This window comes from Aquabacterium sp. (genome assembly GCF_021768455.1).
GTDB lineage: Bacteria > Pseudomonadota > Gammaproteobacteria > Burkholderiales > Burkholderiaceae_C > Aquabacterium.
The window spans coordinates 1-24,023 of sequence record NZ_JAIZVX010000013.1 but is presented as its reverse complement, the minus strand read 5'-3'; the positions used below and the strand labels follow the sequence as shown (position 1 = coordinate 24,023).

Genomic DNA, 24,023 nt, shown 5'->3' with positions numbered 1-24,023 from the left:
TTGATTCGTTGACCAACCACCCCGGACAAATCAAGGGCGAACGCTGACCAGCGAATAGAGGGATTCTCCCATAGCCTTGGGCGTTTGTCCAGCGGCGTCTGCGAAGCCCCGCTTTGGACGCCACCTGCTGCCACAATCAAGCCATGTCTGACCTGTTCGCGCAAGCCCCTGTCGCCCCCCTCGCCGAAGCCCTCCGCCCGAAGACGCTGGACGAGGTGGTGGGCCAGTCTCACCTCCTGGGCGAGGGCAAGCCCCTGAGGTTGGCGTTCAAGTCCGGCAAGCCGCATTCCATGATCTTCTGGGGGCCGCCGGGCGTGGGCAAGACGACCCTTGCGCGCCTCACGGCCCATGCTTTCGATTGCGAATTCATTGCGCTTTCGGCGGTCTTCTCCGGGGTCAAGGACATCCGTGCGGCGATGGAGCAGGCGCAGCAATACCTCAGCCAGGGGCAGCACACCATCCTCTTCGTGGACGAAATCCACCGCTTCAACAAGTCGCAACAGGATGCACTCCTGCCGCATGTGGAGTCGGGTCTCTTCACCTTCATTGGCGCCACCACCGAGAACCCGTCGTTCGAGGTCAACTCTGCCCTGCTGTCGCGTGCCCAGGTGTACGTGCTCCAGTCGCTCACGGAAGACGAACTCAAGTTGCTGCTGCGGCGTGCGCAGGCGAAGGCGCTGGGGCACTTGCAGTTTGACGATGCCGCGGTCGACACCCTGGTCGGCTATGCCGATGGCGATGCCCGCCGCTTCCTGAACCTGCTCGAGCAATGTCAGACGGCAGCCGGTGCCGCCGGCATCACCCAGATCACGGCCGACTTCATCACCAACGCGTTGAGCCTGAACGCCCGCCGCTTCGACAAGGGTGGTGACAACTTCTACGACCAGATCTCGGCACTGCACAAATCGGTGCGGGGCTCCAACCCCGATGGCGCGCTGTACTGGCTCAGCCGCATGCTCGACGGTGGTGCCGATGCGCGTTACCTCTCCCGCCGCATCGTGCGCATGGCCTGGGAGGACATTGGCCTGGCCGACCCGCGGGCCATGCAGATCGCCAACGATGCCGCCCTCACATTCGAGCGACTGGGCAGCCCCGAAGGCGAACTGGCCCTGGGCCAGGCCGTGATCTACCTGGCCATCGCGCCCAAGAGCAACGCGGGTTACAACGCCTACAACGCCGCCCGCGCCTTCGTCAAGCAGGACCGCAGCCGCGAAGTGCCGGTGCACCTGCGCAATGCCCCCACCAAGCTCATGAAGGAGCTGGGATATGGGCACGCCTACCGCTACGCTCACGATGAGCCTCACGCCTATGCAGCGGGCGAAACCTACCTGCCTGAGGGCATGGCGGAGCCGGGCTGGTATCAGCCGGTTCCGCGGGGGCTGGAAGTCAAGATCGGCGAGAAGCTCGCCTTTCTTCGCAAGCTCGACGACGAGGCCGGCAAGGGCTGATCAGGGCAGGGTGATCGTGATGTTCGCCACCTGGGGGGGCATCTGAACGATGTGGTGCAGCTCGCCCAGTGAGCGTTTGCTGTGCTCGGTCAGTTGCCATCGAAGGCCCAGGAAGCCGGCCAGCGCCAGGAGTCCGAATACGGAGCCCACGACCCAGAGCGGCACCTCGTTTTTCAGCTGGTGCTGAACCTTGTCGGGCGCGGCCCAGTGCGGTGCAAAGCCCGCGCCCTTGCCTTTGAGTCGCGCGATCTCGTCGCCCAGGCGGGCGGTGAGGTAGTTGAGCTTCTCGCTGCCTTCAATCAGGTACTTGCCCTGGAAACCCAGCAGCAGGCACATGTGGAAGACCTCCAGCGCCTGCACCCTGGGCAGGCCATGACGTCGCATTTCTTCCAGCTTCTCGAAGAACTGCTCGCCCGCCAGCTGCTCGCCAAAGAACTGCACCTGCAGCGGCAGCCGCTGCCAGGATTCCCGGGCCTTGAAGCCCGACATCAGCACGGCTTCGTCCACCGTGGCGCAGAAAGCGTATTTGCAGGCGTAGACGTCTTCCGCCGAGGCGTGCAGCTTGGTGGCACCACGCTCGAAGGCGGTGAGGAACTGCTTGATGCGCTCACGGAAGAGTTCGGCATCCAGCGGCGCGTGTTTGGCCTTGAGCAGGAAGAGCAGGTAGAAGCCGTCGTACATCAGGTCGAGCAGGCTGCTGGCCTCGCGTGGTGCTGCGACGGTGGTCTGGCGGCTGGGTGGCAGGCCTGGGTCGGTGTCGGCAAAGAGCTTGGGGGCAAGCGATGAAGAAGCCATGGTGCGGTGATCCTCAGGCGTTGACGGCCACGAGTTCCAGGCGCAGGTCCTGGAAGCCCGATGGCGCATACAGGGTCAGGGCCTGGGCCTGCATCATGCGTTCGTACAACATGCCACGGGGCTCCAGCGTGAAGTAATAACTGCCCGGGCGCACAGGCACCGCGGCAGGCACCTGGGGTGCGTGCACCAGCCTCACCCCCGGCATGGCCGACAGCACCAGCTTGTCCACGTCGTCCGGGGCGCCGACCTTGAAGCGCTGGGGCACCACCTCGACCAGTTCGGCTGGCGCCATCGCGGCCGACACGCCCAGGAAGAACTGGGTCTTGGCGTTGATCTGTTCCGAGTCCAGTCGTCCCTGATGGAAGGAGGGCACGTTCTCCTGAAGCACGATCGAGAAGTAGCGTGTGGAAATCACCGTCTCCAGCAGTTCACGCACGATCTGGTCCAGGCGGTTGAAGCCCGGACCCGGGTTGAGGTGGTCGTAGGCGGGGAGGTCGGCCAGGGTGAAGCTTTTCGAGAAGGTCATCAGCGAGCCTGCCAGCTCCAGCAACTTTTCGAACAGGCGCTCGGGGTGCAGGGCCGGGTGCCGCGCCAGGTGCGACAGGCCTGCAAAGGCCGAGCTGGCGGTGTGCAGCAGCCAGAACGACGCCACATCGCCTGATCTGAACTCGATGATGTTCTTGCTGGGTTCGCGGTGCAGGCCATAGAGCGCATCGACCTTGGCTTGCAGCACATCAAGCAGCCGGCGCAAGTGCAGGAACAGCGTGGGCGAGGCCTGGATGTTGGCGCAGGGAGGGATGAAGCGCCCATCCTGTTCGAAGCCGCCGGTGGAGGTCTTTTTCAGCCTCAGCAGTGGCAGGCTCACCAGGTGAGCCCGTGGCGCTGAATCAGGCAACAGCTTGGCTGACTTGCGCAGCACCACCACCTCGGCGCTCACGGCATCGGTGTAGGCGTCGCCCGCCTGCTGGGCCTTGCGGTAGTAACGCACCGCGGTGTCGGCCTCTTCGCGCGTCGCAGCCATGTTGGTGCCGTTTGCGCGCAGCGGCGCCATGGCCACATGAAAGGTCCATTCGCCCGTGAGCTGGTCTGCCGAGTCAGACAGCGACGCCAGGGCCACGGGCGGCGGCAGTTCGTCGTCGGCAGGGGCATTGAAGAGTTCGCCATCGGGCATCACCACCTGCAACTCCAGCAGGCGCAGGAGGCCAGTCTGCAAGGCATCGGGGTCGACCTTCACGTGGCGCACGCCCCAGGCATAGGGGTGCAGCAGGCGGGCCATCTGGGCCAGTCGCCACTCGTGATAGGCGTCCTGCTGCTGGAAGTGCTGGGGGCGCAGGAAGAGGCCTTCGCCCCAGAGGATTTTGGGAGACTGGATCAAGAGGTGTCCTTCGTACTGCGGTGTCGGTGCGGACTCAAGGGCAGGCGATGGCCACGGAGCGCACGGCACTCAGTGGCAAGCCGATGGGTTCGCCCACCTGCACGCTCATGGCGCAGGCGTGCGCACCGATGGTCAGCCCGGTTTGCGAGGCGACAGGCGTGCTGAACGCATAACGCCAGTGCTGGGGAGAGGGTTTGCGAAACAGGGCGACGATGCCGATGTAGCGCGCACTGCGTGTGACCTTGTCGAGCGATTCGTGCTTCTGCCCCGGGATGAGCTGCAGCTCGCGCACGGACACCAGGTCTTCGCCCAGCACTTCCTTTTCCTTGGCCGCATCGCCAAAGGTGTCGATGGGGGCGCTGAGGAAGGCGTCAGGGCTCTTGAGTTTGTAGATGCGTGTGAGCAGGGCCAGGGGCTGGCCGCGTTCGTCGACGTTCAACGAGCCGCTGGCGTAGACCTTCCACTGCAGCCGCCAGTCGGGCATGGCGCTGTCTGGCACTTCGGGCAACTTGGGCAGTTCGGGCTTTTTGAGGCCGATGGTCTCGAGCGCCTTGTCCTTCATGGATCCCAGCGCTTCGAGGAAGCCGCCTTCCGTGCTGGGGATGCTGGGCAGCTCTGGCACGGTCGGGATTTCCGGCACGGTGGGCAGCGTCGGCAGCTCCGGAGCCTTGGGCAAGGCGGGGGCAGAACTGCTGCAGCCCATGAGGGTGACCAGCGCCCATGCGCCCGCCAGACACCATGCTGCCGACTTCATCCCTGAGTTCATTCTTGTCATGGGCGGAGCGACCAACGCCCATCGCCGGCGCGTAGTGTAAGAACGGTTTGAGCCCCTGCTGACGGGTGATCCCTCCCCTGGGTGGGGTGCAGTTGAAACCGAATGCAAGAGTCTGTAAACCACCCCCGAAAGAGGGCAGATGCTGCAAATGAATTCGGCTCTAATCCGCCCAGTTGTCGGCCCGCCTCGATGCGGGTCTGACCTGAACACAAAGTCAATCAGGGAGTGAAGCGTGATGCTGGAAAGCGTGCGCCGCGGCATGTCTTGCGCGGTGATGGTGGGTGTGTTGGCTGCGCTGGCGGCTTGTTCTTCAGCGCCCAAGAAGGACGATGCAGCGGCCAGGTTGGCGGCTCAGCAGCAACTCAACGAGAGCCTGGCCGCGGCCGAACTGGCTCAGAAGCAAGGTCAGCCCGAGAAGGCCATCCTGCAGCTCGACAAGGCCATCCAGGCTGATCCGGCAAGCAAGGAGCCCTGGCTGCGCAAGGCCCAGATCCACTTCGATGCACGCCATTACGGTCAGGCGATCACCTCGTCGCAAGAGGTTCTGCAGCGCGATGTCAACGACCTGACGGCCAAGAGCATCCTGGCCGTGAGCGGTCTGCGTGTGAGTGCCGATGCCCTCGAGCAACTGCGCAAGGCCAATGAGGTGACGGGCTCGACCCGCAGCGAAGCCGAGAGCGTGGCCCGCATCATCCGAGAGGCCCTGGGCGAGCCGATCATCATTCCTGCCACGGCCGCTGGCGAAGGGGGCGGCAAGCCCAAGGCACCGATCGCCCGCGTTGCCCCGCGCCCCATGGTTCGCCCCAATCCCGGTACGACGGTCCCACCAGCCGCCATGCCCGTCGCCAAGTCCACTCCGGCCAGCGGCAATGTCGCCCCGGCCACCAGTGGGCGCAACAACCCCTTTGGTGCTTTGCAGTAAACAGTTCAAGGAAGGAACCCGGTCATGGCAAAAAATGAAAGCGTTCAACAGCGTCTGGGGCGTGTGCGTGCACCCCGTGTCCAGCTGACATACGACGTGGAAATCGGTGATGGCGTGGAACAAAAGGAACTGCCTTTTGTCGTGGGCGTCATGGGTGATTTCACGGGGCAGCCTGATCCTGACAAGCCTCAGTCCCGACTCAAGGACCGCAAGTTCGTCAACATCGATCTCGACAATTTCGATGACGTGATGGAAGGGGTCGCACCGCGCGCTTCTTACCGCGTGGCCAACAAGCTGAGTGCGGATGGCGGCGAGTTTGCGGTCAACCTGAATTTCAACAAGATGGACGACTTCCGCCCAGAAGCCGTGGTCGAGCAGGTCGAGCCATTGCGGAAGCTGCTGGAGGCCCGCACCAAGCTGTCGGACCTTCGGAACAAGCTGGCCGGCAGCGAGAAGCTGGAAGACGTCCTGGCCGAGGTGCTCGGAAACACCGAGAAGTTGAAGCAGCTGGGCGAAGAAGCCGCCCAGGGCGACAAGGAGTGAATCATGAGCGCACAACTGCAGCCCACCCCTGGCACCTTGACCGAGTCGGTGTCTTTGCTGGATGACATCGTTGCCAAAAGCAAGGTCGCCAAAACACACGTTGAGCACACGCGCGCCAAAGACTTGATCAGTGAGTTGGTCAAGGAAGTTTTGGAAGGCACGGTGGTGCTGTCCGACAACCTGGCCGCGACGATCGACGCTCGGATCGCCGAGATCGATGCACTGATCTCGACGCAACTCAGTGAAGTGATGCACGCGCCAGAGTTCCAGAAACTGGAGTCGTCCTGGACGGGCCTTCACTACCTGGCCAAGCACACCTCAACCGGCGAACGGCTGAAGATCAAGGTTCTGAACGTCACCAAGAAGGAAGTCGTCCGAGACTTCAAGACGGCGATCGACTTTGACCAGTCCGCCATCTTCAAGAAGGTCTACGAGGAAGAGTTCGGGACCTTCGGTGGCGCACCCTTTGGTGCGATCGTCGGGGACTTCGACATTGGTCGTGGTGCGGAGGACATGTACTTCATCGAGCAGATGTCGCACATTTCGGCGGCTGCGCATGCGCCGTTCCTCACCGCTGCGTCCCCCGATCTGTTTGGCCTCGAAGGCTTTTCCGATCTGGGCAAGCCGCGAGACCTGGCCAAGGTGTTCGATACGGTGGAGTATGCGAAGTGGAAATCCTTCCGGGAGTCAGAGGACTCGCGTTATGTCGCGCTCACCGTGCCGCGCTTCCTCGGGCGCTTGCCCTTCAATCCGAAAGATGGTTTGACAACAGACGGCTTTGCGTTTGTCGAGCAGACCGACGGCACAGACCACTCCCGTTACCTCTGGGTCAACACGGCTTATGCATTGGGTGCGCGGTTGACCGAGGCGTTCGAGCGCTATGGCTGGTGCGCAGCCATTCGTGGCGTGGAGGGTGGAGGGCTCGTCGAGGATCTGCCCGCGCACACGTTCAAGACCGATGACGGTGAAATCGCGCTGAAGTGTCCAACGGAGATCTCCATCACCGATCGCCGTGAAAAGGAGCTCAGTGATTTGGGCTTCATCCCCTTGGTTCATTGCAAGAACACGGATTACGCAGCCTTCTTTGGCGCGCAATCTGTGCAAAAGCCGAAGAAATACGATTCGGATGCGGCCAATGCCAATGCGATCTTGTCCGCGCAGCTGCAGTACATGTTTGCGGTTTGCCGTATTTCGCATTACCTGAAGGCGATGATGCGAGACAAGGTGGGTTCGTTCACCTCCGCCATCGACATTCAGAATTTCTTGAATCGATGGATCTCCCAATATGTGACCACCGATGAAAGTGCGTCACAAGCGACCAAGGCCGAGTACCCCTTGCGTGACGCGAGTGTCGAAGTGCAGGAGGTTCCTGGTAAGCCTGGCGTGTACCGTGCAGTGGCTTTTGTCCGGCCGCATTTCCAGCTGGACGAGCTTTCTGTGTCCCTGCGTCTAGTGGCCGAGTTGCCATCGGGTGGCAAGGGTTAATCATTCAATCTGGAGAGGTTCATGAAGGATATTTACGTCGTTTTTCCGACCAGCGCGGACATCAAAGGCGACACCACCGATTCGAAGCACGCCACTGAAAAGGCGATCGAGGTGTCGACCTGGGCGCACAAGATTTACCAGCCGAAGTCTTCCACGGCGTCTTCTGCTGGCGGTCATACCGCAGAGCGCACCGAACACGGTGAAATGATTTTCACCAAGGACATCGACAACGCGTCGCCCAAGCTGTGGCAGGCCTCGTCGGCTGGCACCTACTACAACACCGTGGTGATCTATTTCTACCGCTCATTGGGTGGTGTGAACACAACCTCCACGAGCAACAACACGGGCACCAGCAAGACTCGGGTCAACTACCTGAAGATCGAGTTGAAAGACGTCGTGGTTTCGTCGGTGACGACCAATGTGGGCGAGGGTGAATTGCCCACTGAGACGTTTGGGCTCAAGTACAGCGCCGTGAAGTGGACTTACACCACGGCCAAGGTGGATGGCACGACGGCCACGGGTGCCGTGGGTTCCTGGAACCTCAAGAAAAACGACACCAGTTTCTAAAGCAAGTACCAGGCGGCCTCTGGCCGCCTTTTTTCATGTCCGAATTGCAGTTCACGCCATCCATCTGGGACCGGTTGATCGGATCAGACCGGGATGTGCCCCAGGGGCGATGCAGCAGATCCTTCTTCGTGGCGTCCGTTGCCCGTGACCTTGAGCATGTGCTCAATTCGAAGTCGGCACCTGAAGAGGCTGGCTTGGGGCGCCTGGGGTCATTTGGCATCAAGGATGTGATTGGGTTGAACCTCACGGCCCAAAAGGATTGCGATGCCCTGATCGCTTCGATCACCCAGGCGATTGCCCGCCACGAGCCTCGGCTGAAAGACGTGTCGGTTCGCTTGCTGGGTTTCGGTGACGCTGGCAAGCGCGTCAATTTTGCGATTCAGGCTGTGCTCGTCATGCCGGACTCGCTGGAGCCCGTGTCGTTCAACACCACCCTGACCACCGTGCGGCAGCAGTACCACATTGAGCGTTGAATCCATTCATGGCCCAGAGTTTGTTGCCCTATTTTGAGCGAGAGCTGACCCAGTTGCGTGAGCAGGGGGGGCGCTTTGCCAAAGAGTTCCCCAAGATCGCCTCGCGGCTGGCGCTTGGGGGGGACATGTCGTCCGATCCCCACGTCGAGCGCTTGATCGAGTCTTGTGCGCTCCTGTCTGCCCGTGTTCACAAGCGTCTTGATGACGACTTTTCCTTGTTTACCGGGGGGATGCTGGAGGTTCTGTACCCTCATTACCTGAGGCCGTTTCCATCTTGTTCCATCGCCCAGTTTCATCTGGGGACGACGGCCCAGATGGGCCGGGGGGCGGAGGTCCCGCGTGGCACGGTGTTGGCTTCACGGCCGGTGAAAAATGTCCCGTGCCGATTCAGCACCAGTCAGGACGTTCAACTGTTGCCCCTGACGGTGGTTTCTGCCGCCTACCGTTCGGCGGTGACAGCGCCCGATGGCACACGGCTGCCCCAGGGTGTGACATCGGTTTTGTCCCTGGTCATCGAATCCCAGTCCAGCAAGACCGATTGGAGCGCCCTGCTGGAAAGGCCTCTTCGTTTCTATCTTGATGGAGAGCCGTCGCAATCCAGTGTCTTGAGGGAAGTCCTGTGTCACCGGGCCGCGGGCGTGATGGTCCAGACCGATGCGCATGGGGTCTGGCTGCCCGTCGAATCGGATGCGGGGTGGGCCATGCCAGAGCCGGTCGGGTTTGCCCCTTCAGAAGCGTTGTTGGAGCATGACGCTCGTTCGCATGAGGCTTACCGGCTTTTGTTGGAGTACTTCGCCTTCCCTGACAAATTCAACTTTGTCGATCTGCCTTGTCGTCTGCCCTCGTCCGCCGTGGTCAAGGAAGGGGCAAAGCTTGGAGGGTTGAGGCGTCTGACGGTTCATGTGTTGATCCGTGGCGTGAGAGCGGATTCCACCGAGTCCCACCTCCTCGAGGCGGTGAACGAGCGAAATTTTCTGCTGGGTTGTACGCCGGTGGCCAACCTGTTTGAGCAAGCGGCGGAGCCGATTCGTGTCAGTCACACGGTTTCGGCTTACCCGGTATTGGTGGACGCACGCCGCGCCTACGCCTACGAGGTTTACGCGATTGACCGTGTTTTCCGGGTCCAGCAGGGGCCACAAGGAGAGTCGGTTCAGGAGTTCCGGCCCTTTTTCTCCTTGCGTCACGATGACGGGTTGGTGGATGCGCTCGATGGTGAGGCGGGCGATGCGGAAATCGCGCACCTCGGTGCCAGAGATGCCGCGGGCCAAGCGCGCATGGCGGGACGCTATTGGTCGGCGAGACGCGACGAGGATGTGGCCGCAGCCAGCCCCGGGTACGAGGTGGAGCTGTCCATCGTTGACATCAACTTTGACCCGACGGCTCCAAATGTCGACACCCTGTCGCTCAGGGTCCGCGCCACGAACCGAGATCTGCCCTCTTTGCTGCCATTTGGTGTGCCTGGAGGAGATCTGTTCATGGATGGCGGGGGTGCGGCGAAAGAGATTCGGTTGTTGAAAAAGCCGACGTTGACGCGTCGCTTTGAAGAAGGCGGCGGCACTTTGTGGCGGCTGATTTCTCACCTGTCGCTCAACCATTTGTCGCTGTCTGCGGGGGGCATCGATGCGCTGAAGGAGATGTTGCGGCTGTACGACCTGCCCCGCAGTGCCAGCAATCGACGGCAAATCGACGGTCTGGTGGCCGTCGAATTCAGGCCCGCCACGGCCTGGCTGGCTGGGGAGCCATTTGCTTCGTTTGTGCGTGGCACCGAGGTGCGTCTGACGGTGGACGAGACGGGCTTTGTCGGCGCAGGTCTGGGCGTGTTCGCGACGGTCATGGACCACTTTTTTGGGCTGTATGTGCAGGCCAACAGCTTCAGCAAACTGACCATCGTTTCGGCCCAAACCCAAGAGGAGGTGCTGAGATGCCCACCGCGCAACGGCGATTTGCCACTCCTGTGATCGACAGGCTGCTGCAGGATCCGCAGCAGTTCGGGTTCTTTCAGGCGGTTCGACTCCTGGATCGGTGGATGGCCTCGGCTGACGGGGCACCCCATGCCCTGTCACGCATTCATTTCCGCAATTCGATGGCGCTGTCCTTCCCGCCAAGCGAGGTGGAATCTTTGACCGTGCATTGGCGTGACCTGCCTGGCGCGCGTCAGGCGGCTGCCGTGGACAAGGTTGACGTCACGCCTTCTTTCATGGGCTTCCTGGGGGCAAATGGGACCCTGCCCTTGTTTTACACCGAGTCCCTGGTGCAGGGGGAGTTGTACCAGAAGGACTATGCGGCACGCGCCTTCATGGACGTGTTCAGCAGTCGCTCGGTTTCTTTGTTCTATCAGGCATGGCGCAAGCACCGCTTGCCGATGCAGTACGAGGCAGACCGAGAAAACCAATTTTTGCCGATGGTTCTGGCTCTGGGCGGGCTTGGGCACAAGGCGTTGAGAAACCGCTTGAGTGGTGACCAAGGAGGTGTGCCCGATGAAGCGTTGGCCTTTTTTGCGGGCGCCCTTCAGCAACGCACCATGTCAGCCAGGCAACTGCAGCAGGTGCTGCAGGGGTATTTGAACGTGCCGGTTCAGATCGACCAGTTTGTGGGGCGCTGGTACCAGTTGCCCGAGTCCGGCAAAGCCCATCTGGGTGTGCGTGATGACCGTGGCGGCACCCATGCCGTCCTGGGCCGCTCCGCCATGCTGGGTGATCGCGTCTGGCAACGTGATCTGCGCATGCGCGTGGTGTTGGGGCCCTTGAATCACCAACGTTTTCAGCGGTTTCTGCCCGGCGGCAAAGGTGCCTTGGCCTTGAAGGAACTGTTGACCGTCATGGGCGGTGTGAGCCTGGAGTACGAGGTCCAGCTCAAGTTGACGCAGTCTGATGTGCGGGGCTGCGAACTGGCATCCGAGCGTTTGCCCGCCACGGGCCGCCTTGGGTGGGACACCTTCTTGCAAACCCTGCCAGCGAACGACGACCGCGCCGATGTGCGTTACGACATCCACGCCGCAGCCTAGCGTGTCCGCACAGACCGAGCCTTGTATGCCTTCCTTTGAGGTTGCCACACCTCGGCCCCCCTTGATTTTCAAAACAACAAGACCGACCAACCCGTCACGCTGTCATCACCATGAGCCAAAACCTCAAAACCTTGATCTCCAAACTCAATGACCTGACCCGCAAGGCCGCCGAGCGTGCGGCCAGCCTGTGCATGGGCCGTGGCCATTACGAGGTGGATCTCGAGCACTTCATGCTGGCGCTGCTGGAGCAGCCGCAGAGCGACATGGCGGTGCTGGCGCAGCGCTTTGGGGTGTCGCTCACCGAATTGCAGCGCGACCTGGAGACCGAGCTGAGCCGCTTCAAGACGGGCAACGCCCGCACGCCGGTGTTTTCCGAGCACCTGCCGGTGCTGCTGGAGCATGCCTGGCTGATCGCTTCCCTGGGTTCGCACACTGCGCGCATCCGCAGCGCCCACGTGCTGCTGGCGCTGCTGACAGAGCCGACGCTGAGTCAGCTGGCCCATCGTTCGTCCAAGGTGTTTGCCCGCTTCCGTCTGGATGAGCTCAAGCACAAGCTGCCGGAGCTGACCAAGGGTTCGGTCGAGGCTGTGCAGTCGGTGCGCGATGCGGATGCGCCCGCCGAGGCTGACGAGGGTGAAGCCGAGGGCGGCGATGCGGCCCAGACACTGAGCGGCCAGACGCCGGCGCTCGACCAGTTCACGACCAACCTCACGCAGCGCGCGCTGGATGGCAAGGTGGACCCGGTGATCGGGCGTGATGCGGAGATCCGCCAGGCCATCGACATCCTGATGCGCCGCCGCCAGAACAACCCCATCCTGACCGGCGAGGCCGGTGTGGGCAAGACGGCGGTGGTGGAAGGGCTGGCGCTGCGCGTGGCACAGGGCGATGTGCCTGCGCCGCTGCAGGGTGTGGCCATCCATGTGCTGGACATGGGCCTGCTGCAGGCCGGCGCCTCGGTGAAGGGCGAGTTCGAGAACCGCCTGAAAAACGTCATCGACGAGGTGAAGAAGAGCCCGCACCCGATCATCCTGTTCATCGACGAGGCGCACACCATGATCGGCGCGGGCGGGCAGGCTGGTCAGAACGATGCGGCCAACCTGCTCAAGCCGGCCTTGGCCCGCGGTGAGTTGCGCACCATCGCCGCCACCACCTGGGGTGAGTACAAAAAGTATTTCGAGAAGGACGCGGCCCTGGCCCGCCGCTTCCAGGTCATCAAGGTGGAGGAGCCCAGCGAGGAGCTGGCTTGTGCGATGCTGCGTGGCATGGCGCCCCTGATGGAGAAGCACTTTGGCGTGCGCCTGTATGACGAGGCGATCTCGGAGGCCGTGCGCCTGTCTGCGCGCTACATCAGTGGTCGCCAGTTGCCGGACAAGGCCATCAGCGTGCTGGACACCGCCTGTGCCAAGGTGGCCTTGGGCCAGAGCGCGACACCCGCCCGCATTGAAGAGGCCCGCAAGCGCCTGGAACGCCTGGATGCCGAGGCTGCTGCGCTGCAGCGCGAAGCGGCCGCGGGGGCGCGCCATGGTGAGCGCCTGGATGAGCTGAAGGTGCTGCGCGACAAGGTTGAAGCGGTGCTCAAGGCCGATGAAGCCCGCTGGACCTTCGAGCAGCAACTGGTGCTGGACATCAAGGCGTTGCGTGAGAAGCTGGAGCAGCAAGCCGGGGGGCTGTCGACGGCCGAGGTCAGCTCAGGTGAAGGCGGCACCAAGCCTGTGTCCAAGGGCAAGAAGAAGGGGATGGTCACACACGCCAGCCCGGAGCACGAGCTGTTGGCTGGCAAACAGGCCGAGTTGGCGGCACTACAGGGCGAAGCGCCGTTGGTGCCCATGCAGGTCGATGGCCTGGTGGTGGCCGAGATCGTGTCCTCCTGGACGGGCATCCCCCTCGGCAAGATGGTCAAGGACGAGATCAAGACGGTGCGCAACCTGCAGGCCACGCTGCAGGAGCGCGTGATCGGGCAGGACCACGCTCTGGCGGCGATTGCCCAGCGTGTGCGCACGGCGCGTGCAGGCCTGGAAGACCCGAACAAGCCCAAGGGTGTCTTCCTGTTCGCCGGCCCCAGTGGCGTGGGCAAGACCGAAACCGCGCTGGCCCTGGCCGACATCCTCTATGGCGGTGAGCGCAACCTGATCACCATCAACATGAGCGAGTACCAGGAGGCGCACAGCGTGAGCGGCCTCAAGGGCTCGCCCCCGGGCTATGTGGGGTATGGCGAAGGCGGCGTGCTCACGGAGGCCGTGCGCCGCAAGCCCTACAGCGTGGTGCTGCTCGACGAGGTGGAAAAGGCGCACCCCGATGTGCTGGAGATGTTCTTCCAGGTCTTCGACAAGGGCCTGATGGACGATGCCGAAGGCCGTGAGATCGACTTCCGCAACACGGTGATCATCCTGACCTCGAACGTGGCGTCACAGCAGATCATGCAGGCCTGCTTCCGCCACGACCAAGAGGCCGGTGGGTCGGTGATGAAGTCGCCCGCCGAGTTGCCCGAGGCCGATGAACTGGCCGAGGCCCTGCGCCCTGCGCTCTACAAGGCCTTCAAGCCGGCGTTCATCGGCCGGACCAAGGTGGTGCCGTACTACCCGCTGAGCGACGACGTGCTGGTCAGCGTGATCAAGCTCAAGCTCGACCGCATCGCGGCGCGCGTACTGGCCAACCACAAGGCGGTGCTGGACTACGACGAGGCGCTGGTCGAGACCGTGCTGGCGCGCTGTACCGAGGTGGACACCGGTGCCCGCGCCGTGGACCACATCCTCAATGGCAGCCTGCTGCCCGAGGTGGCCGACAGCGTGCTGGCGCGCATGGCCGAAGGTCAGCCGATTCAGAAGATCAAGGTCAGTGCGGGCAAGGACGGCAAGTTCAAGTTCAAGGTGTCCTGAGGCTTGCCCGGGTGATGGCCCAAGCCGCCAGGACGGCGCCCCGTCGGCTTTGGGCTCAGTCGCTCAGCACCAGCATGGCTTCCTGGCACCAGTCGTTGGCGGCGGTGTAGAAGCCTTCCCAGACGCAACCATTGCAGCCCCGGCCGCAGCAGGTGGTGGGCTCGGGCGGCGGGTCGCGCAATTCAAGCCCGCGTTGGGCCGCCTGGCGTTGGAAGTGCGCGAACATGGCGAGGGCGGATTCGCGGTCGGAGAGTTGCAGGTCCATCGGGGCAGCGCGGGGCAGTGAGGGCGGGGCAGGGTGTGCCGCGCCCTGATGCCCTGAGTCAGTTGAAACCCCTCAGGGACTCAGGGAACATCGCGCGGCGCGAGGGTGTTCAGGGGCGGATGATAACGAAGCGGCGTGGCATAGTCGTTCGGTGATGTCGCCCAAGCCGCCCCCTGTCGTGCCCGCCCCCCCGCAGCGCTGGTCTGCCACGGTGATGGCGGCGCCGGGACGGCCCGTGACCTGGCGTGCCCTGGTGCTGACCTCGCTGGTCTTGTTGGGGCTGATGAGTGCCTCGGCCGCCGCGGTGGCCTGGTGGGCCTGGACGCACCTGGCGGCGCATGCCCAGATCAAGGCCCAGGCGGTCGATGTGCTGCTGCCGCCGACCATGGCGGTGCGCGCGGCCGTGACGCAGAACGTGCAAGTCAAGGTGGACCAGCGCCTGCCGGTGCGCGTGCCCATTCAGCAGACGCTGAGCATCCCGTTGAGCGAGGCCATTCCGCTTCAGGTGAGCATCGACACCACGGTGCCGGTGAACCTGGACGTGCCGGTGAAACACACCCTTCACGTCGACCAGACAGTGAGCCTGGACACCACGGTGCAGACCAGGGTGCTGGGTATTGCGCTGAACCTGCCGGTGCGCGGCCAGGTGCCGATCAGGGCAGACGTGCCGCTGGACGTGGTCATTCCCATTCGTCACCGGCTGCCGGTGGTGTTGAACACGCCTGCCACGGTGCGCCTGAGCGAGCCACTGCGTGCGCAGATCGACACGGTGATCGACACCGAGGTGCCCATCCGGGCACAGCTGTCGCTGCCGGTGACCGCCCCGGTCGCTGCGACCTTGACCTTCCCGCAGCAGCAGGTGAGGGCGGGGCTGGCACGCATGGACGTGACCCTGCCGTTCCGGGCGTTGAGCGTGTCGCAGGCGGTGGCGGGGCCCGCATCGGCGGGGTCGCGGTGAACGGCGCTGTGAGGGGCGCGGTGACTGCGCTGTCAGCGGTGTCGTCACCCGAGGCCTCGTCCTGGACGTCAACCCCGCTCAAAGGCTGGCACCGCCCCATCAGCCGGGCGCAGTTGCTGGGGGTGAGCCTGGTGGTGCTAGGGCTGTGGCTGCTGGCCATGGTTGCCGGGGGCTGGGCGTTCTGGCAGCACTGGGAGACCCGCCTGCTGTTGCGCCATCAGCCGCTCTCGCTGACCCTGCCTGAAGGCCTGCTGGCTCGTGCCGAGGTGGTGGCGCCCTTGCGCACGCCGATCGACATCCGCCCCCGCATCCCCGTGACCGTGGACCAGGTGCTGGACGTGCGGCTGCAGGACAGCCTCACGGCGCGTGTCCAGCTGCAGGCCAGCCTGCCGGTGGACACGGTGGTGGCGGTGCGGCAGGTGGTGCCGGTGCAGACCGAGGTGAGCCTGCCGTTTCGTTTTGACGGCTTGCTGTCCTGGTTGCCAGCGTTCACGGTGAAGGTGCCGGTGGCCATGAGCCTGCCGATCGATATGGCCGTGCCGGTGAAGACCCAGGTGCCCGTGGCGCTGGACATGGTGGTCAGCGGCCAGTGGCCGGATCACCTGCCTGTGCCCCTGAAGGCGCAGATGGTGGTGCGGCCCAGGGTGCGCGCAGAGGTGAGCGCCCAACTGGTGCAGCAGGTGAACTTTGCCCTGCTGGGGCCTGTGCAGCCGGTGGACCTGCTGATCACCCAGCTGGACCTGGGCTTGCCCCTGCGATCGCTGGGCTGGCGCTGGGCAGACCCCGATGCCGCACGGCCCTGGTGGTGAGCGCGCTCACTCGGCCAGCAGCTTGAGCGTTTCGGCAGACCACCGGGCCCAGGCCTCTTCGTACATGATCCCGGTCTTGAGGATCATGTGCTGGATGCGGGCTTCGCGGCTGAGCGAGCGGCCGATTGGGAAATCACGCTGTTCGATGGCACGGTAGGCCGCCAGGCGGGCTTCGTGCAGGGCCTGGCGGCGGCGCAGTTCGGGCTCCAGGCCCAGGGGGCCGATGGCGGCGTCGGCGCGCAGGCGCACCATGAGTTCGTCGCGCAGGTCGGTGGGGGCGGTGGGCTCCAGCACCCAGCGGCGCAGTTCGGTCTCGCCGTCAGGGCAGACCTGGTAGAGGCGCTTGCGGGTTTTGCCCCCGTCGGGGGCGGCCTCGGAGGCGATCCAGCCGGCTTTTTCCATGCGGGCCAGTTCGCGGTAGATCTGCTGGTGGGTGGCGTGCCAGAAGAAGCCGATGGACTTGTCAAAACGGCGAGCAAGGTCGTAGCCTGAGGACGGTTTTTCCAGCAGCGACGTCATCAGGGCGTGGGCGAGCGACATGCACGCAGTGTAGCGGCGGACCTCGGGTATGCAACCAGTTGCATCCCTGCTCAAGCTGGATTAGAGTCGCGGTCACTATGCAACTGGTTGCATGATTGGTTCTTGAAGCCAGACCGTTCCCCCTCCATGGAGACAGACATGAGCGCCTACCCCCACCTGCTGCAACCGCTTGACCTCGGCTTCACCACCCTGAAAAACCGCGTGCTGATGGGGTCCATGCACGTGGGCCTTGAGGAGGCCAAGAACGGCTTCGAGCGCATGGCGGCCTTCTACGCCGAGCGTGCGCGCGGTGGGGTTGCGCTGATGGTGACGGGCGGCATCTCGCCCAACGACGATGGCCGGCCCTTTCCTGGTGGTTCGCGCCTGGCAACGCCCGAGGAGGCCGCGCATCACAAGGTCGTGACCCAGGCCGTGCACGAGGCCGGGGGCAAGATTGCGCTGCAGATCCTGCACTTCGGTCGCTATGCCTACCACCCTGGTCTGGTTGGCCCCAGCCCCATCAAGGCGCCGATTTCACCCATGCCGCCACGCGAACTGAGCAGCGCCGAGGTCGAGCAGACCATCGCCGACTTCGTGAACTGCGCCAGGCTGGCGCAGAGCGCCGGTTACGACGGCGTGGAGGTGATGGGGTCCGAGGGCTACCTGATCAACGAGTTCATCGCGGCGCGCACCAACCAGCGCACCGACGAGTGGGGCGGCAGCTATGCCAACCGCATCCGATTCCCGCTGGAGATCGTGCGCCGCACACGAGAGGCGGTGGGCCCGAACTTCATCATCATCTACCGGCTCTCGATGCTGGACCTGGTGGACGGCGGCTCCAGCCTCGATGAGGTGGTGCAACTGGCCAAGGCGGTGGAAGCCGCGGGCGCCACGCTGATCAACACCGGCATCGGCTGGCACGAGGCACGCATCCCGACGATCGCGACCAGCGTGCCGCGCGGTGCCTTCGCCTGGGTGACCCGGAAGCTCAAGGGCCAGGTCGGCATCCCCCTGATCACGACCAACCGCATCAACACACCCGAGGTGGGTGAGCAGATCCTGGCCGATGGCTGTGCCGACATGGTCTCGATGGCGCGGCCCCTGCTGGCCGACCCGGATTTCGTCAACAAGGCTGCAGCCGGCCGTGCCGACGAGATCAACACCTGCATTGGCTGCAACCAGGCCTGCCTGGACCACACTTTCAGCGGCAAGATCACCTCTTGTCTGGTGAACCCGCGTGCGTGCCACGAAACCATCCTGAAGATCGAGCCGGTGAAGGCGGGTGCCAAGCGCATTGCCGTGGTGGGCGCCGGCCCGGCCGGCCTGGCCTTTGCCACGACCGCGGCCAGCCGTGGCCATGCGGTGACCCTGTTCGATGCGGCAGACGACGTGGGCGGCCAGTTCAACATCGCCAAGCTGGTGCCGGGCAAGGAGGAGTTCTACGAGACGCTGCGCTACTTCCGCAAGCAACTGCAGCGCACCGGTGTGAGCACCAGGTTTGGCGCCCGCGTGACGGCGGCCGAACTGTTGGCCGGTGGTTTTGACGAGGTGGTGCTGGCCACGGGTGTGGTGCCGCGCCAGCCGGCCATCCCCGGGGCCGACCACCCCAAGGTGCTGAGCTACCTCGACGTGTTGCGCGACGGTAAGCCCGTGGGGGCGACCGTGGCCGTGATCGGTGCGGGCGGGATCGGTTTTGACGTGAGCGAGTTCCTGACGCACGAGGGTGAGAGCCCGGCCTTGAACGCGGAGAAGTTCTATGCCGAGTGGGGCATCGACACCAGCTATGCCGACCGCGGTGGCATAAAGGCACCCCACCTGGAGAAGGCCCCGCGCCAGGTCTACCTGCTGCAGCGCAAGACCAGCAAGGTGGGCGATGGGTTGGGCAAGACCACGGGCTGGATTCACCGCACCTCGCTGAAGAACCGCCAGGTGGAAATGATCGCGGGGGTGAGCTACGACCGCATCGACGATGCGGGCCTGCACATCACCGTGGGTGGCAAGCAGATCGTGCTGCCGGTGGACAACGTGGTGCTGTGCGCGGGCCAGGAGCCGCTGCGCGAGCTGCAGGACGAGCTGGTGGCGGCGGGCAAGCCGGTGCACCTGATAGGCGGGGCTGACGTGGCCGCCGAGCTGGACGCCAAGCGGGCCATCAAGCAGGGCACCGAGCTGGCGGCGGCCATCTGAGCCGCCTGTCTTCGCACGATGAGGATCACACCATGAGCCACCCCACCCACGACCTTGCCGAGAGCCCGGTGCCGCCTGCGCTGGAGACCTTGCGCCTGACCCTGGCCGATGGCATCGCCACCGTCACGCTGAACCGACCGGACAAAGCCAATGCCATGAACGGCCCGATGTGGCAGGAGATCCGCACGGCCATGGTGTGGGTGGATGCCACGCCGCAGGCACGCGTGGCCATCATCGAAGGGGTGGGCAAGCACTTCACCTCGGGCATCGACCTCAGCTTGATGATGGGCCTGCAGGCGCAGATCAAGGACGAGTGCGATGGCCGCATGCGCGAGAAGCTGCGGCGTCTGATCCTGGACCTGCAGGACACGCTCAGCAGCATCGAACGGTGCCGCAAGCCGGTGCTGGCGGCCATCCACGGTGCGTGCGTGGGCGGGGGCATCGACCTGATTGCCTGCACCGACATGCGCTATGCCTCGGCCGATGCCAGTTTCTCGATCAAGGAGATCGACATCGGCATGGTGGCCGACGTGGGCACGCTGCAGCGGCTGCCCAAGCTGCTGGGCGGCCAGGGCATGGTGCGCGAGCTGGCCTACACGGGGCGCCGGGTGGACGCGGCCGAGGCGCGCGAGATCGGCCTGGTCAACCGGGTGTTCGGCGACCGCGAGGCCCTGCGGGCCGGGGTGCGCGAGGTGGCGGCCAGCATCGCGGCCAAGTCGCCCCTGAGCATCCGGGGCACCAAGGAGATGCTGAACTACGCCCGCGACCACAGCGTGGCCGATGGGCTCAACCATGTGGCCACCTGGAATGCGGCGATGCTGATGTCAGGCGACCTGATGGCGGCCATGATGGCCTCGATGGCCAGGCAGGTGCCGCAGTTCAAGGACTGAGTCCAGGCTCCTGCATGGGGCCTTCTTCAGTGCCGGGGCACGCCACTCGTCTCACAGCATGACCTGCGTTCCCAGTTCGACCACCTGGTTGGCCGGTAAGCGATAGTAGGTGGCGGCCCCTTCGGCCTGGCGTGTCATCCAGGAAAACAGGGCGCAACGCCAGGCGGGCAGTGCACCCGGTCCGTCGACGATGGTGGCTCGGGCCACGAAATAGGTGGTGCTCATGGGGGCGAGGTCGAGCGTGGCGTGCTTCAGCAAGGCCAGTGCTCGCGGGATGTCAGGTTCTTCCCGGAAGCCGAAGCGCACGGTCACGCGCCAGGCACTGGCGTCCAGTTGGGCCACCTCCAGCCGCTCCGCATCGCTCACATAGGGGATGTTGTCGTTCACCACGTGCAGAAACACCGTGTGCGCGTGCATCACCTTGTAGTGCTTGAGGTTGTGAAACAGTGCGCTGGGCACGATGCTGGGGTCGGATGTGAGGTAGACGGCGGTGCCGGTCACATGGGGCACGTCAGGGCGCGGGCCATGGATGAAGTCGTCCATGGGGATGTCGATTCGCCTGCGCTGGTCGGCCACCAGCATGGAACCCTCCTTCCACGTGGTCAGCGCAAGGAAGATCAGTGCGCCGAGGGTCAGCGGGAACCAGCCGCCTTCACTCAACTTGCTGAGGTTGGAGGCAAAAAAGCCCAGCTCCAGCACGGTGAAGGCGCCCAAGGCGATCAGCGTGGGGCGACGCAAGGTGCGCGCGCTGACGCGTGTCACAAAGAGCGTGAGCAAGGTGGTGATGATCATGGTGCCGGACACCGCAATCCCATACGCAGCCGCCAGTGCCCCCGAAGATTTGAAGGCGAGCACCAGCGCGATCACGGCCAGCAGCATGAGCCAGTTGATGGTGGGCACGTAGATCTGCCCTTGTTCGCTGTCTGATGTGTGCAGGATGCGCACGCGCGGCAGGTAGCCCAGGCGGCTGGCCTGCAGCGTCATGGAATAGGCGCCGGAAATGGTGGCCTGGGAGGCGATGACGGTGGCCGCAGTGGCCAGCATGACCAGAGGGATCAACCAGCCTTGGGGCGCCATCAAGAAGAAGGGGTTGGACACCGCAGATGCATCGCGCAGCACCAGTGCGCCTTGCCCGAAGTAGTTCACCATCAGGCATGGAAAAACCAGGCCATACCAGGCGATGCGCACGGCCTTGCGGCCAAAGTGGCCCATGTCTGCGTACAGGGCTTCGCCCCCGGTCAGCGCGAGGAAGACCGCGGAGAGCAGTACGAAGGCACTGCCGGGGCGGTCCACCGCAAAGCGCAGCGCGTGCATGGGGTTGACAGCCTGAAGCACCTCGGGGGTCTGGATGATGCTGTGGGCACCCATCGCGGCCAGGCAGACGAACCAGAGCACGGTGATGGGACCAAAGAGCCGACCCACGCTGCCAGTGCCCTTTTTCTGGATCAGGAAGAGGCCGATCAGGATGCCGATGGTGATGGGCTCGATGAAGTGCTCGAACCTGGGTGTGGCCACGCTGATGCCTTCGACCGCCGAAAGCACAGAAATGGCCGGTGTGATGATCGCGTCGCCATAAAACAGGGCGGCGGCGAACACCCCGGCGCTGACAACCAGCAGCGAGCGTCTGGGCGCATCGTGGGTGAGACGGTGAGCCAGGGCTGTGAGTGCCAGCACACCGCCTTCGCCCTCGTTGTCGTACTTGAGCACGATCCACACGTACTTGACGGACACGATCAGCAACACGGCCCACAGCAGGGCGGACAGGGTGGCCAACACGCTTTCAGGGGACAAGGGCAATGCGTGGGGGCCGTTGAAGGCTTCCTTGAAGGCGTACAGCGGGCTGGTGCCAATGTCGCCAAACACGATGCCCAGGGCTGCGAGCGTCAGGGCGACCAGGCCGGACCGGTCATGGATGGCTGTGTGTTCAGGGCCGGCCGGATTCGGGAGAGCAGGGGAGGACATGGTGGTTCAGGTTCCCAGATTGAAGCGGTAACCCACGCCGATTTCGGTGAGCAGGTGGCGAGGTTGCGCGGGATCGTCTTCGAGCTTGTGCCGCAGGTGGCCGACGTAGACTCGCAGGTAGTGGTTGCTCTCGACGGCTGTGGGGCCCCAGACCTCGCGCAGCAACTGTCGGTGCGTCATGACCTTGCCTGCATGGGCCAGCAACACGCCGAGCAGGCGGTATTCGATGGGGGTGAGGTGCAGGGGGGCGCCGTCTCGGCGTACGTGGCGGTGAACCAGGTCGATCTCGATGCGGCCGAAGCGCTGCACAGGTTGTTCGGCCTCGGTGCCCTGGCGTGCCCGGCGCAGCATGGCCCGCACACGCGCCAGCAACTCGCCCACGGAGAAGGGCTTGGTCAGGTAGTCGTCGGCACCGGCGTCCAGCACCTCGATCTTGTCGACCTCGTTGGTGCGGGCCGAGAGCACCAGCACAGGCATGGTCGACCAGGTGCGCAGGTCCTTCACAAACTGTCGGCCATCGCCATCGGGCAGACCCAGGTCAAGGATGGCGAGGTCGGGGTGGCGGGTGCCGGCATCGATCAGGCCCTGGGCCAGGGTGCCAGCTTCGGCCACCTGGCAGCCCTCGGCTTCCAGGGCGGCCTTGACGAAGCGCCGGATGTGGGGGTCGTCTTCCACCAGGAGGACGTTGGCGAGGCTCATGGGGTGATCCTGTCTGGGGGCGATGGGAGGGCGGCTGTCGGGTCGGTGGCCATGCCATCGTCGACGTCGATCTCTGGTGGCTGGCCCAGGGGCAGACTGAAGCGCACCTCGGCGCCGCCTTGTGCGGGGTTGTGGGCCGAGATTTCGCCGCCATGGGCTTGCACGATCGCTTTGCAGATCGCCAGACCCAGGCCGATGCCTGGCACGCTCGATTCGGGCTGGCCGCGCTCAAAGAGGCCGAAGACGGTTTCGAGACGGTCTGGCGGAAAGCCCGCGCCAGCACTGCAGACGCGCAGTTGCAGCCAGCCGCCTTCTGGGGTGGCGTGAACGTGGATGTCGGTCCCAGGCGGGGCGTAGCGGCTGGCGTTGTCGAGCAGGTTGCCGAACACGCGTTCCATCAGCACGGCATCGATGTGGACCAGGGGCGTATCGGGAGGCAGGTGCACGCGCACGGGGTGGGCCTTGAGCGCCTGGCCCAGGGTCTGGATGCTGGCGCCAATGACTTCCTCGATGGGCTGCCATTCTCGGCGCAAGGTGACGTGCCCCAGGTGCTGCCCGCTTTGCAGACGCGCCATGTCAAGCAGCTTGCTGACCATGTCGTGCAGGCGCAAGGCCTGATCGCGGATGGCGTCCACGATTTCGCTTTGCGTTGCTGGCGAGGTGAGTGACAGGCTGTCGGCCAGGCCGCACAAGGCCGTGAGGGGGGTACGGATGTCGTGGGACAGGGCTTGAAGGATGGCGCTGCGCAGGCGTTCCGAGGCCATGTCGAGCTGGGTGCGATGGGCAACATCGACAAAGTGGATGCGCTCCAACGACGTGGCAACCAACAGGGCGACGGCATCGAGCAATGGCGTTTGGACCTGCAGGTGCGAGCGGTGGCCGGTCGGGTCGGACACCACCATGACGCCACGTGTGCGTGTGGCGCCTCGCAGGGGGAAGAGGGCCAGGGCCTCGTCATGATCTGCGAGTTGGTCGGCCTGAAGGCTGTGCTGGCTGCCGCACGCGGCCCGCGAGGCCATCAACAAGGTGGGCGTGAGGCGGATCGCTGAAGGCCCCATGGGCTGGAGGTTTTCAGCATCGTCCGGCACGAGCAGCAGGGCTGTGACCTGGAGCTCCTTCTGAAGGAAGCCAGCCACAGCCAACTGGATGTCTGGGGCGGTCAAGGCCGAGGCCAGGTTGCGCGCCAGGGCGGCGAGGGCGTTGGCTCGCTGGGCGGTTTGCCGTGCGGCGTCGGCGCGTTGCTGCAGACCGGTGGTGAGGTGGCTGATCAGCAAGGCGACGCCCAGCATCACGGCGAACGTCAGGAGGTACTGCACATCGCTGACCGCGAACGACCACTGTGGCGGCACCAGAAAAAAGTCGAACAGGCCGACGCTCACGAACGAGGCCAGCACCGCCGGCCCCCGGCCCAGCTTCGCAGCCACGGTGACAACCGCCAGGAGGTAGAGCATGACGCTGTTGGCCGGCGCCAGCC

The 24,023-nt window shown here is 64.3% G+C and carries 21 protein-coding genes; 13 read left to right on the top strand and 8 right to left on the bottom strand.

What is annotated here, in order from left to right; translation table 11 throughout:
• Positions 1–143 precede the first annotated feature (143 nt).
• Positions 144–1,448 carry a replication-associated recombination protein A gene (locus tag QZ994_RS03270; protein ID WP_290868154.1) on the top strand — a complete coding sequence of 435 codons (1,305 nt, stop codon included), beginning with the start codon at positions 144–146 and terminating at the stop codon, positions 1,446–1,448.
• Here the strand turns inward: QZ994_RS03270 and icmH are convergent, their stop codons facing one another.
• From icmH to tssJ, 3 genes are read right to left on the bottom strand one after another with little or no spacing between them, the layout of a single operon-like run.
• A complete protein-coding gene (icmH, locus tag QZ994_RS03265; RefSeq protein ID WP_290868151.1) occupies positions 1,449–2,243 on the bottom strand; it encodes a type IVB secretion system protein IcmH/DotU in 795 nt (264 codons plus the stop codon).
• 13 nt (positions 2,244–2,256) lie between these two features.
• Positions 2,257–3,618: a type VI secretion system baseplate subunit TssK gene (gene tssK, locus QZ994_RS03260; RefSeq protein WP_290868148.1), complete on the bottom strand. Its 1,362-nt coding sequence runs from the start codon at positions 3,616–3,618 to the stop codon at positions 2,257–2,259.
• Between the two features lie 34 nt (positions 3,619–3,652).
• A complete protein-coding gene (tssJ, locus tag QZ994_RS03255; RefSeq protein WP_290868145.1) occupies positions 3,653–4,372 on the bottom strand; it encodes a type VI secretion system lipoprotein TssJ in 720 nt (239 codons plus the stop codon).
• A 256-nt stretch (positions 4,373–4,628) separates the two neighbouring features.
• Between tssJ and QZ994_RS03250 the strand changes: the two genes are divergently transcribed.
• The 8 genes from QZ994_RS03250 (at position 4,629) to tssH (ending at position 14,263) form a co-directional block, all read left to right on the top strand.
• Complete coding sequence (locus QZ994_RS03250; RefSeq protein WP_367172252.1) at positions 4,629–5,315, top strand: tetratricopeptide repeat protein; 687 nt, start codon at positions 4,629–4,631, stop codon at positions 5,313–5,315.
• 24 nt (positions 5,316–5,339) lie between these two features.
• Positions 5,340–5,858 carry a type VI secretion system contractile sheath small subunit gene (tssB, locus tag QZ994_RS03245; RefSeq protein ID WP_290868139.1) on the top strand — a complete coding sequence of 173 codons (519 nt, stop codon included), beginning with the start codon at positions 5,340–5,342 and terminating at the stop codon, positions 5,856–5,858.
• Between the two features lie 3 nt (positions 5,859–5,861).
• Positions 5,862–7,343: a type VI secretion system contractile sheath large subunit gene (gene tssC, locus QZ994_RS03240; protein ID WP_290868135.1), complete on the top strand. Its 1,482-nt coding sequence runs from the start codon at positions 5,862–5,864 to the stop codon at positions 7,341–7,343.
• 21 nt (positions 7,344–7,364) lie between these two features.
• Positions 7,365–7,910, top strand: coding sequence for a type VI secretion system tube protein Hcp (locus QZ994_RS03235; protein WP_290868132.1), 546 nt, complete (start codon positions 7,365–7,367; stop codon positions 7,908–7,910).
• Positions 7,911–7,945: 35 nt separating this feature from the next.
• Complete coding sequence (gene tssE, locus QZ994_RS03230; protein ID WP_290868129.1) at positions 7,946–8,383, top strand: type VI secretion system baseplate subunit TssE; 438 nt, start codon at positions 7,946–7,948, stop codon at positions 8,381–8,383.
• A gap of 8 nt (positions 8,384–8,391) precedes the next feature.
• Positions 8,392–10,341 (top strand): type VI secretion system baseplate subunit TssF, encoded by a 1,950-nt coding sequence (tssF, locus tag QZ994_RS03225; RefSeq protein WP_290868126.1) that lies wholly within the window; start codon positions 8,392–8,394, stop codon positions 10,339–10,341.
• A complete protein-coding gene (gene tssG / locus QZ994_RS03220) occupies positions 10,305–11,387 on the top strand; it encodes a type VI secretion system baseplate subunit TssG (protein ID WP_290868124.1) in 1,083 nt (360 codons plus the stop codon). Before tssF ends, tssG begins: the two co-directional genes overlap by 37 nt.
• Positions 11,388–11,497: 110 nt before the next feature.
• Positions 11,498–14,263, top strand: coding sequence for a type VI secretion system ATPase TssH (gene tssH, locus QZ994_RS03215; RefSeq protein ID WP_290868121.1), 2,766 nt, complete (start codon positions 11,498–11,500; stop codon positions 14,261–14,263).
• Between the two features lie 55 nt (positions 14,264–14,318).
• On the opposite strand, the gene QZ994_RS03210 is transcribed toward tssH, so the two are convergent.
• Positions 14,319–14,528: an oxidoreductase-like domain-containing protein gene (locus QZ994_RS03210; RefSeq protein ID WP_290868119.1), complete on the bottom strand. Its 210-nt coding sequence runs from the start codon at positions 14,526–14,528 to the stop codon at positions 14,319–14,321.
• Positions 14,529–14,706: 178 nt separating this feature from the next.
• Between QZ994_RS03210 and QZ994_RS03205 the strand changes: the two genes are divergently transcribed.
• Both QZ994_RS03205 and QZ994_RS03200 read left to right on the top strand, forming a co-directional pair.
• Positions 14,707–15,486 carry a hypothetical protein gene (locus QZ994_RS03205; RefSeq protein ID WP_290868116.1) on the top strand — a complete coding sequence of 260 codons (780 nt, stop codon included), beginning with the start codon at positions 14,707–14,709 and terminating at the stop codon, positions 15,484–15,486.
• Between the two features lie 20 nt (positions 15,487–15,506).
• Positions 15,507–16,295 carry a hypothetical protein gene (locus QZ994_RS03200; RefSeq protein WP_290868115.1) on the top strand — a complete coding sequence of 263 codons (789 nt, stop codon included), beginning with the start codon at positions 15,507–15,509 and terminating at the stop codon, positions 16,293–16,295.
• Between the two features lie 6 nt (positions 16,296–16,301).
• Here QZ994_RS03200 and QZ994_RS03195 read toward each other — a convergent pair whose 3' ends face one another.
• On the bottom strand, positions 16,302–16,835 hold the full coding sequence (locus tag QZ994_RS03195; protein ID WP_290868112.1) for a PadR family transcriptional regulator: 534 nt from the start codon (positions 16,833–16,835) through the stop codon (positions 16,302–16,304).
• Positions 16,836–16,973: 138 nt separating this feature from the next.
• Here QZ994_RS03195 and QZ994_RS03190 point away from each other — a divergent pair, with 138 nt between their 5' ends.
• Together QZ994_RS03190 and QZ994_RS03185 are read left to right on the top strand one after the other, a co-directional pair.
• On the top strand, positions 16,974–18,998 hold the full coding sequence (locus QZ994_RS03190) for an NADPH-dependent 2,4-dienoyl-CoA reductase (protein ID WP_290868110.1): 2,025 nt from the start codon (positions 16,974–16,976) through the stop codon (positions 18,996–18,998).
• Between the two features lie 32 nt (positions 18,999–19,030).
• Positions 19,031–19,888 carry a crotonase/enoyl-CoA hydratase family protein gene (locus tag QZ994_RS03185; protein ID WP_290868106.1) on the top strand — a complete coding sequence of 286 codons (858 nt, stop codon included), beginning with the start codon at positions 19,031–19,033 and terminating at the stop codon, positions 19,886–19,888.
• A 51-nt stretch (positions 19,889–19,939) separates the two neighbouring features.
• On the opposite strand, the gene QZ994_RS03180 is transcribed toward QZ994_RS03185, so the two are convergent.
• From QZ994_RS03180 to QZ994_RS03170, 3 genes are all read right to left on the bottom strand, one after another.
• Positions 19,940–21,850, bottom strand: a complete 1,911-nt coding sequence (locus QZ994_RS03180) for a potassium transporter Kup (RefSeq protein ID WP_290868104.1) — start codon at positions 21,848–21,850, stop codon at positions 19,940–19,942.
• A gap of 6 nt (positions 21,851–21,856) precedes the next feature.
• Positions 21,857–22,549, bottom strand: a complete 693-nt coding sequence (kdpE, locus tag QZ994_RS03175; protein ID WP_290868101.1) for a two-component system response regulator KdpE — start codon at positions 22,547–22,549, stop codon at positions 21,857–21,859.
• Positions 22,546–24,023: DUF4118 domain-containing protein (locus tag QZ994_RS03170; protein ID WP_290868099.1), on the bottom strand; the 1,478-nt coding region annotated here is incomplete at its 5' end. The genes QZ994_RS03170 and kdpE, both read right to left, overlap by 4 nt.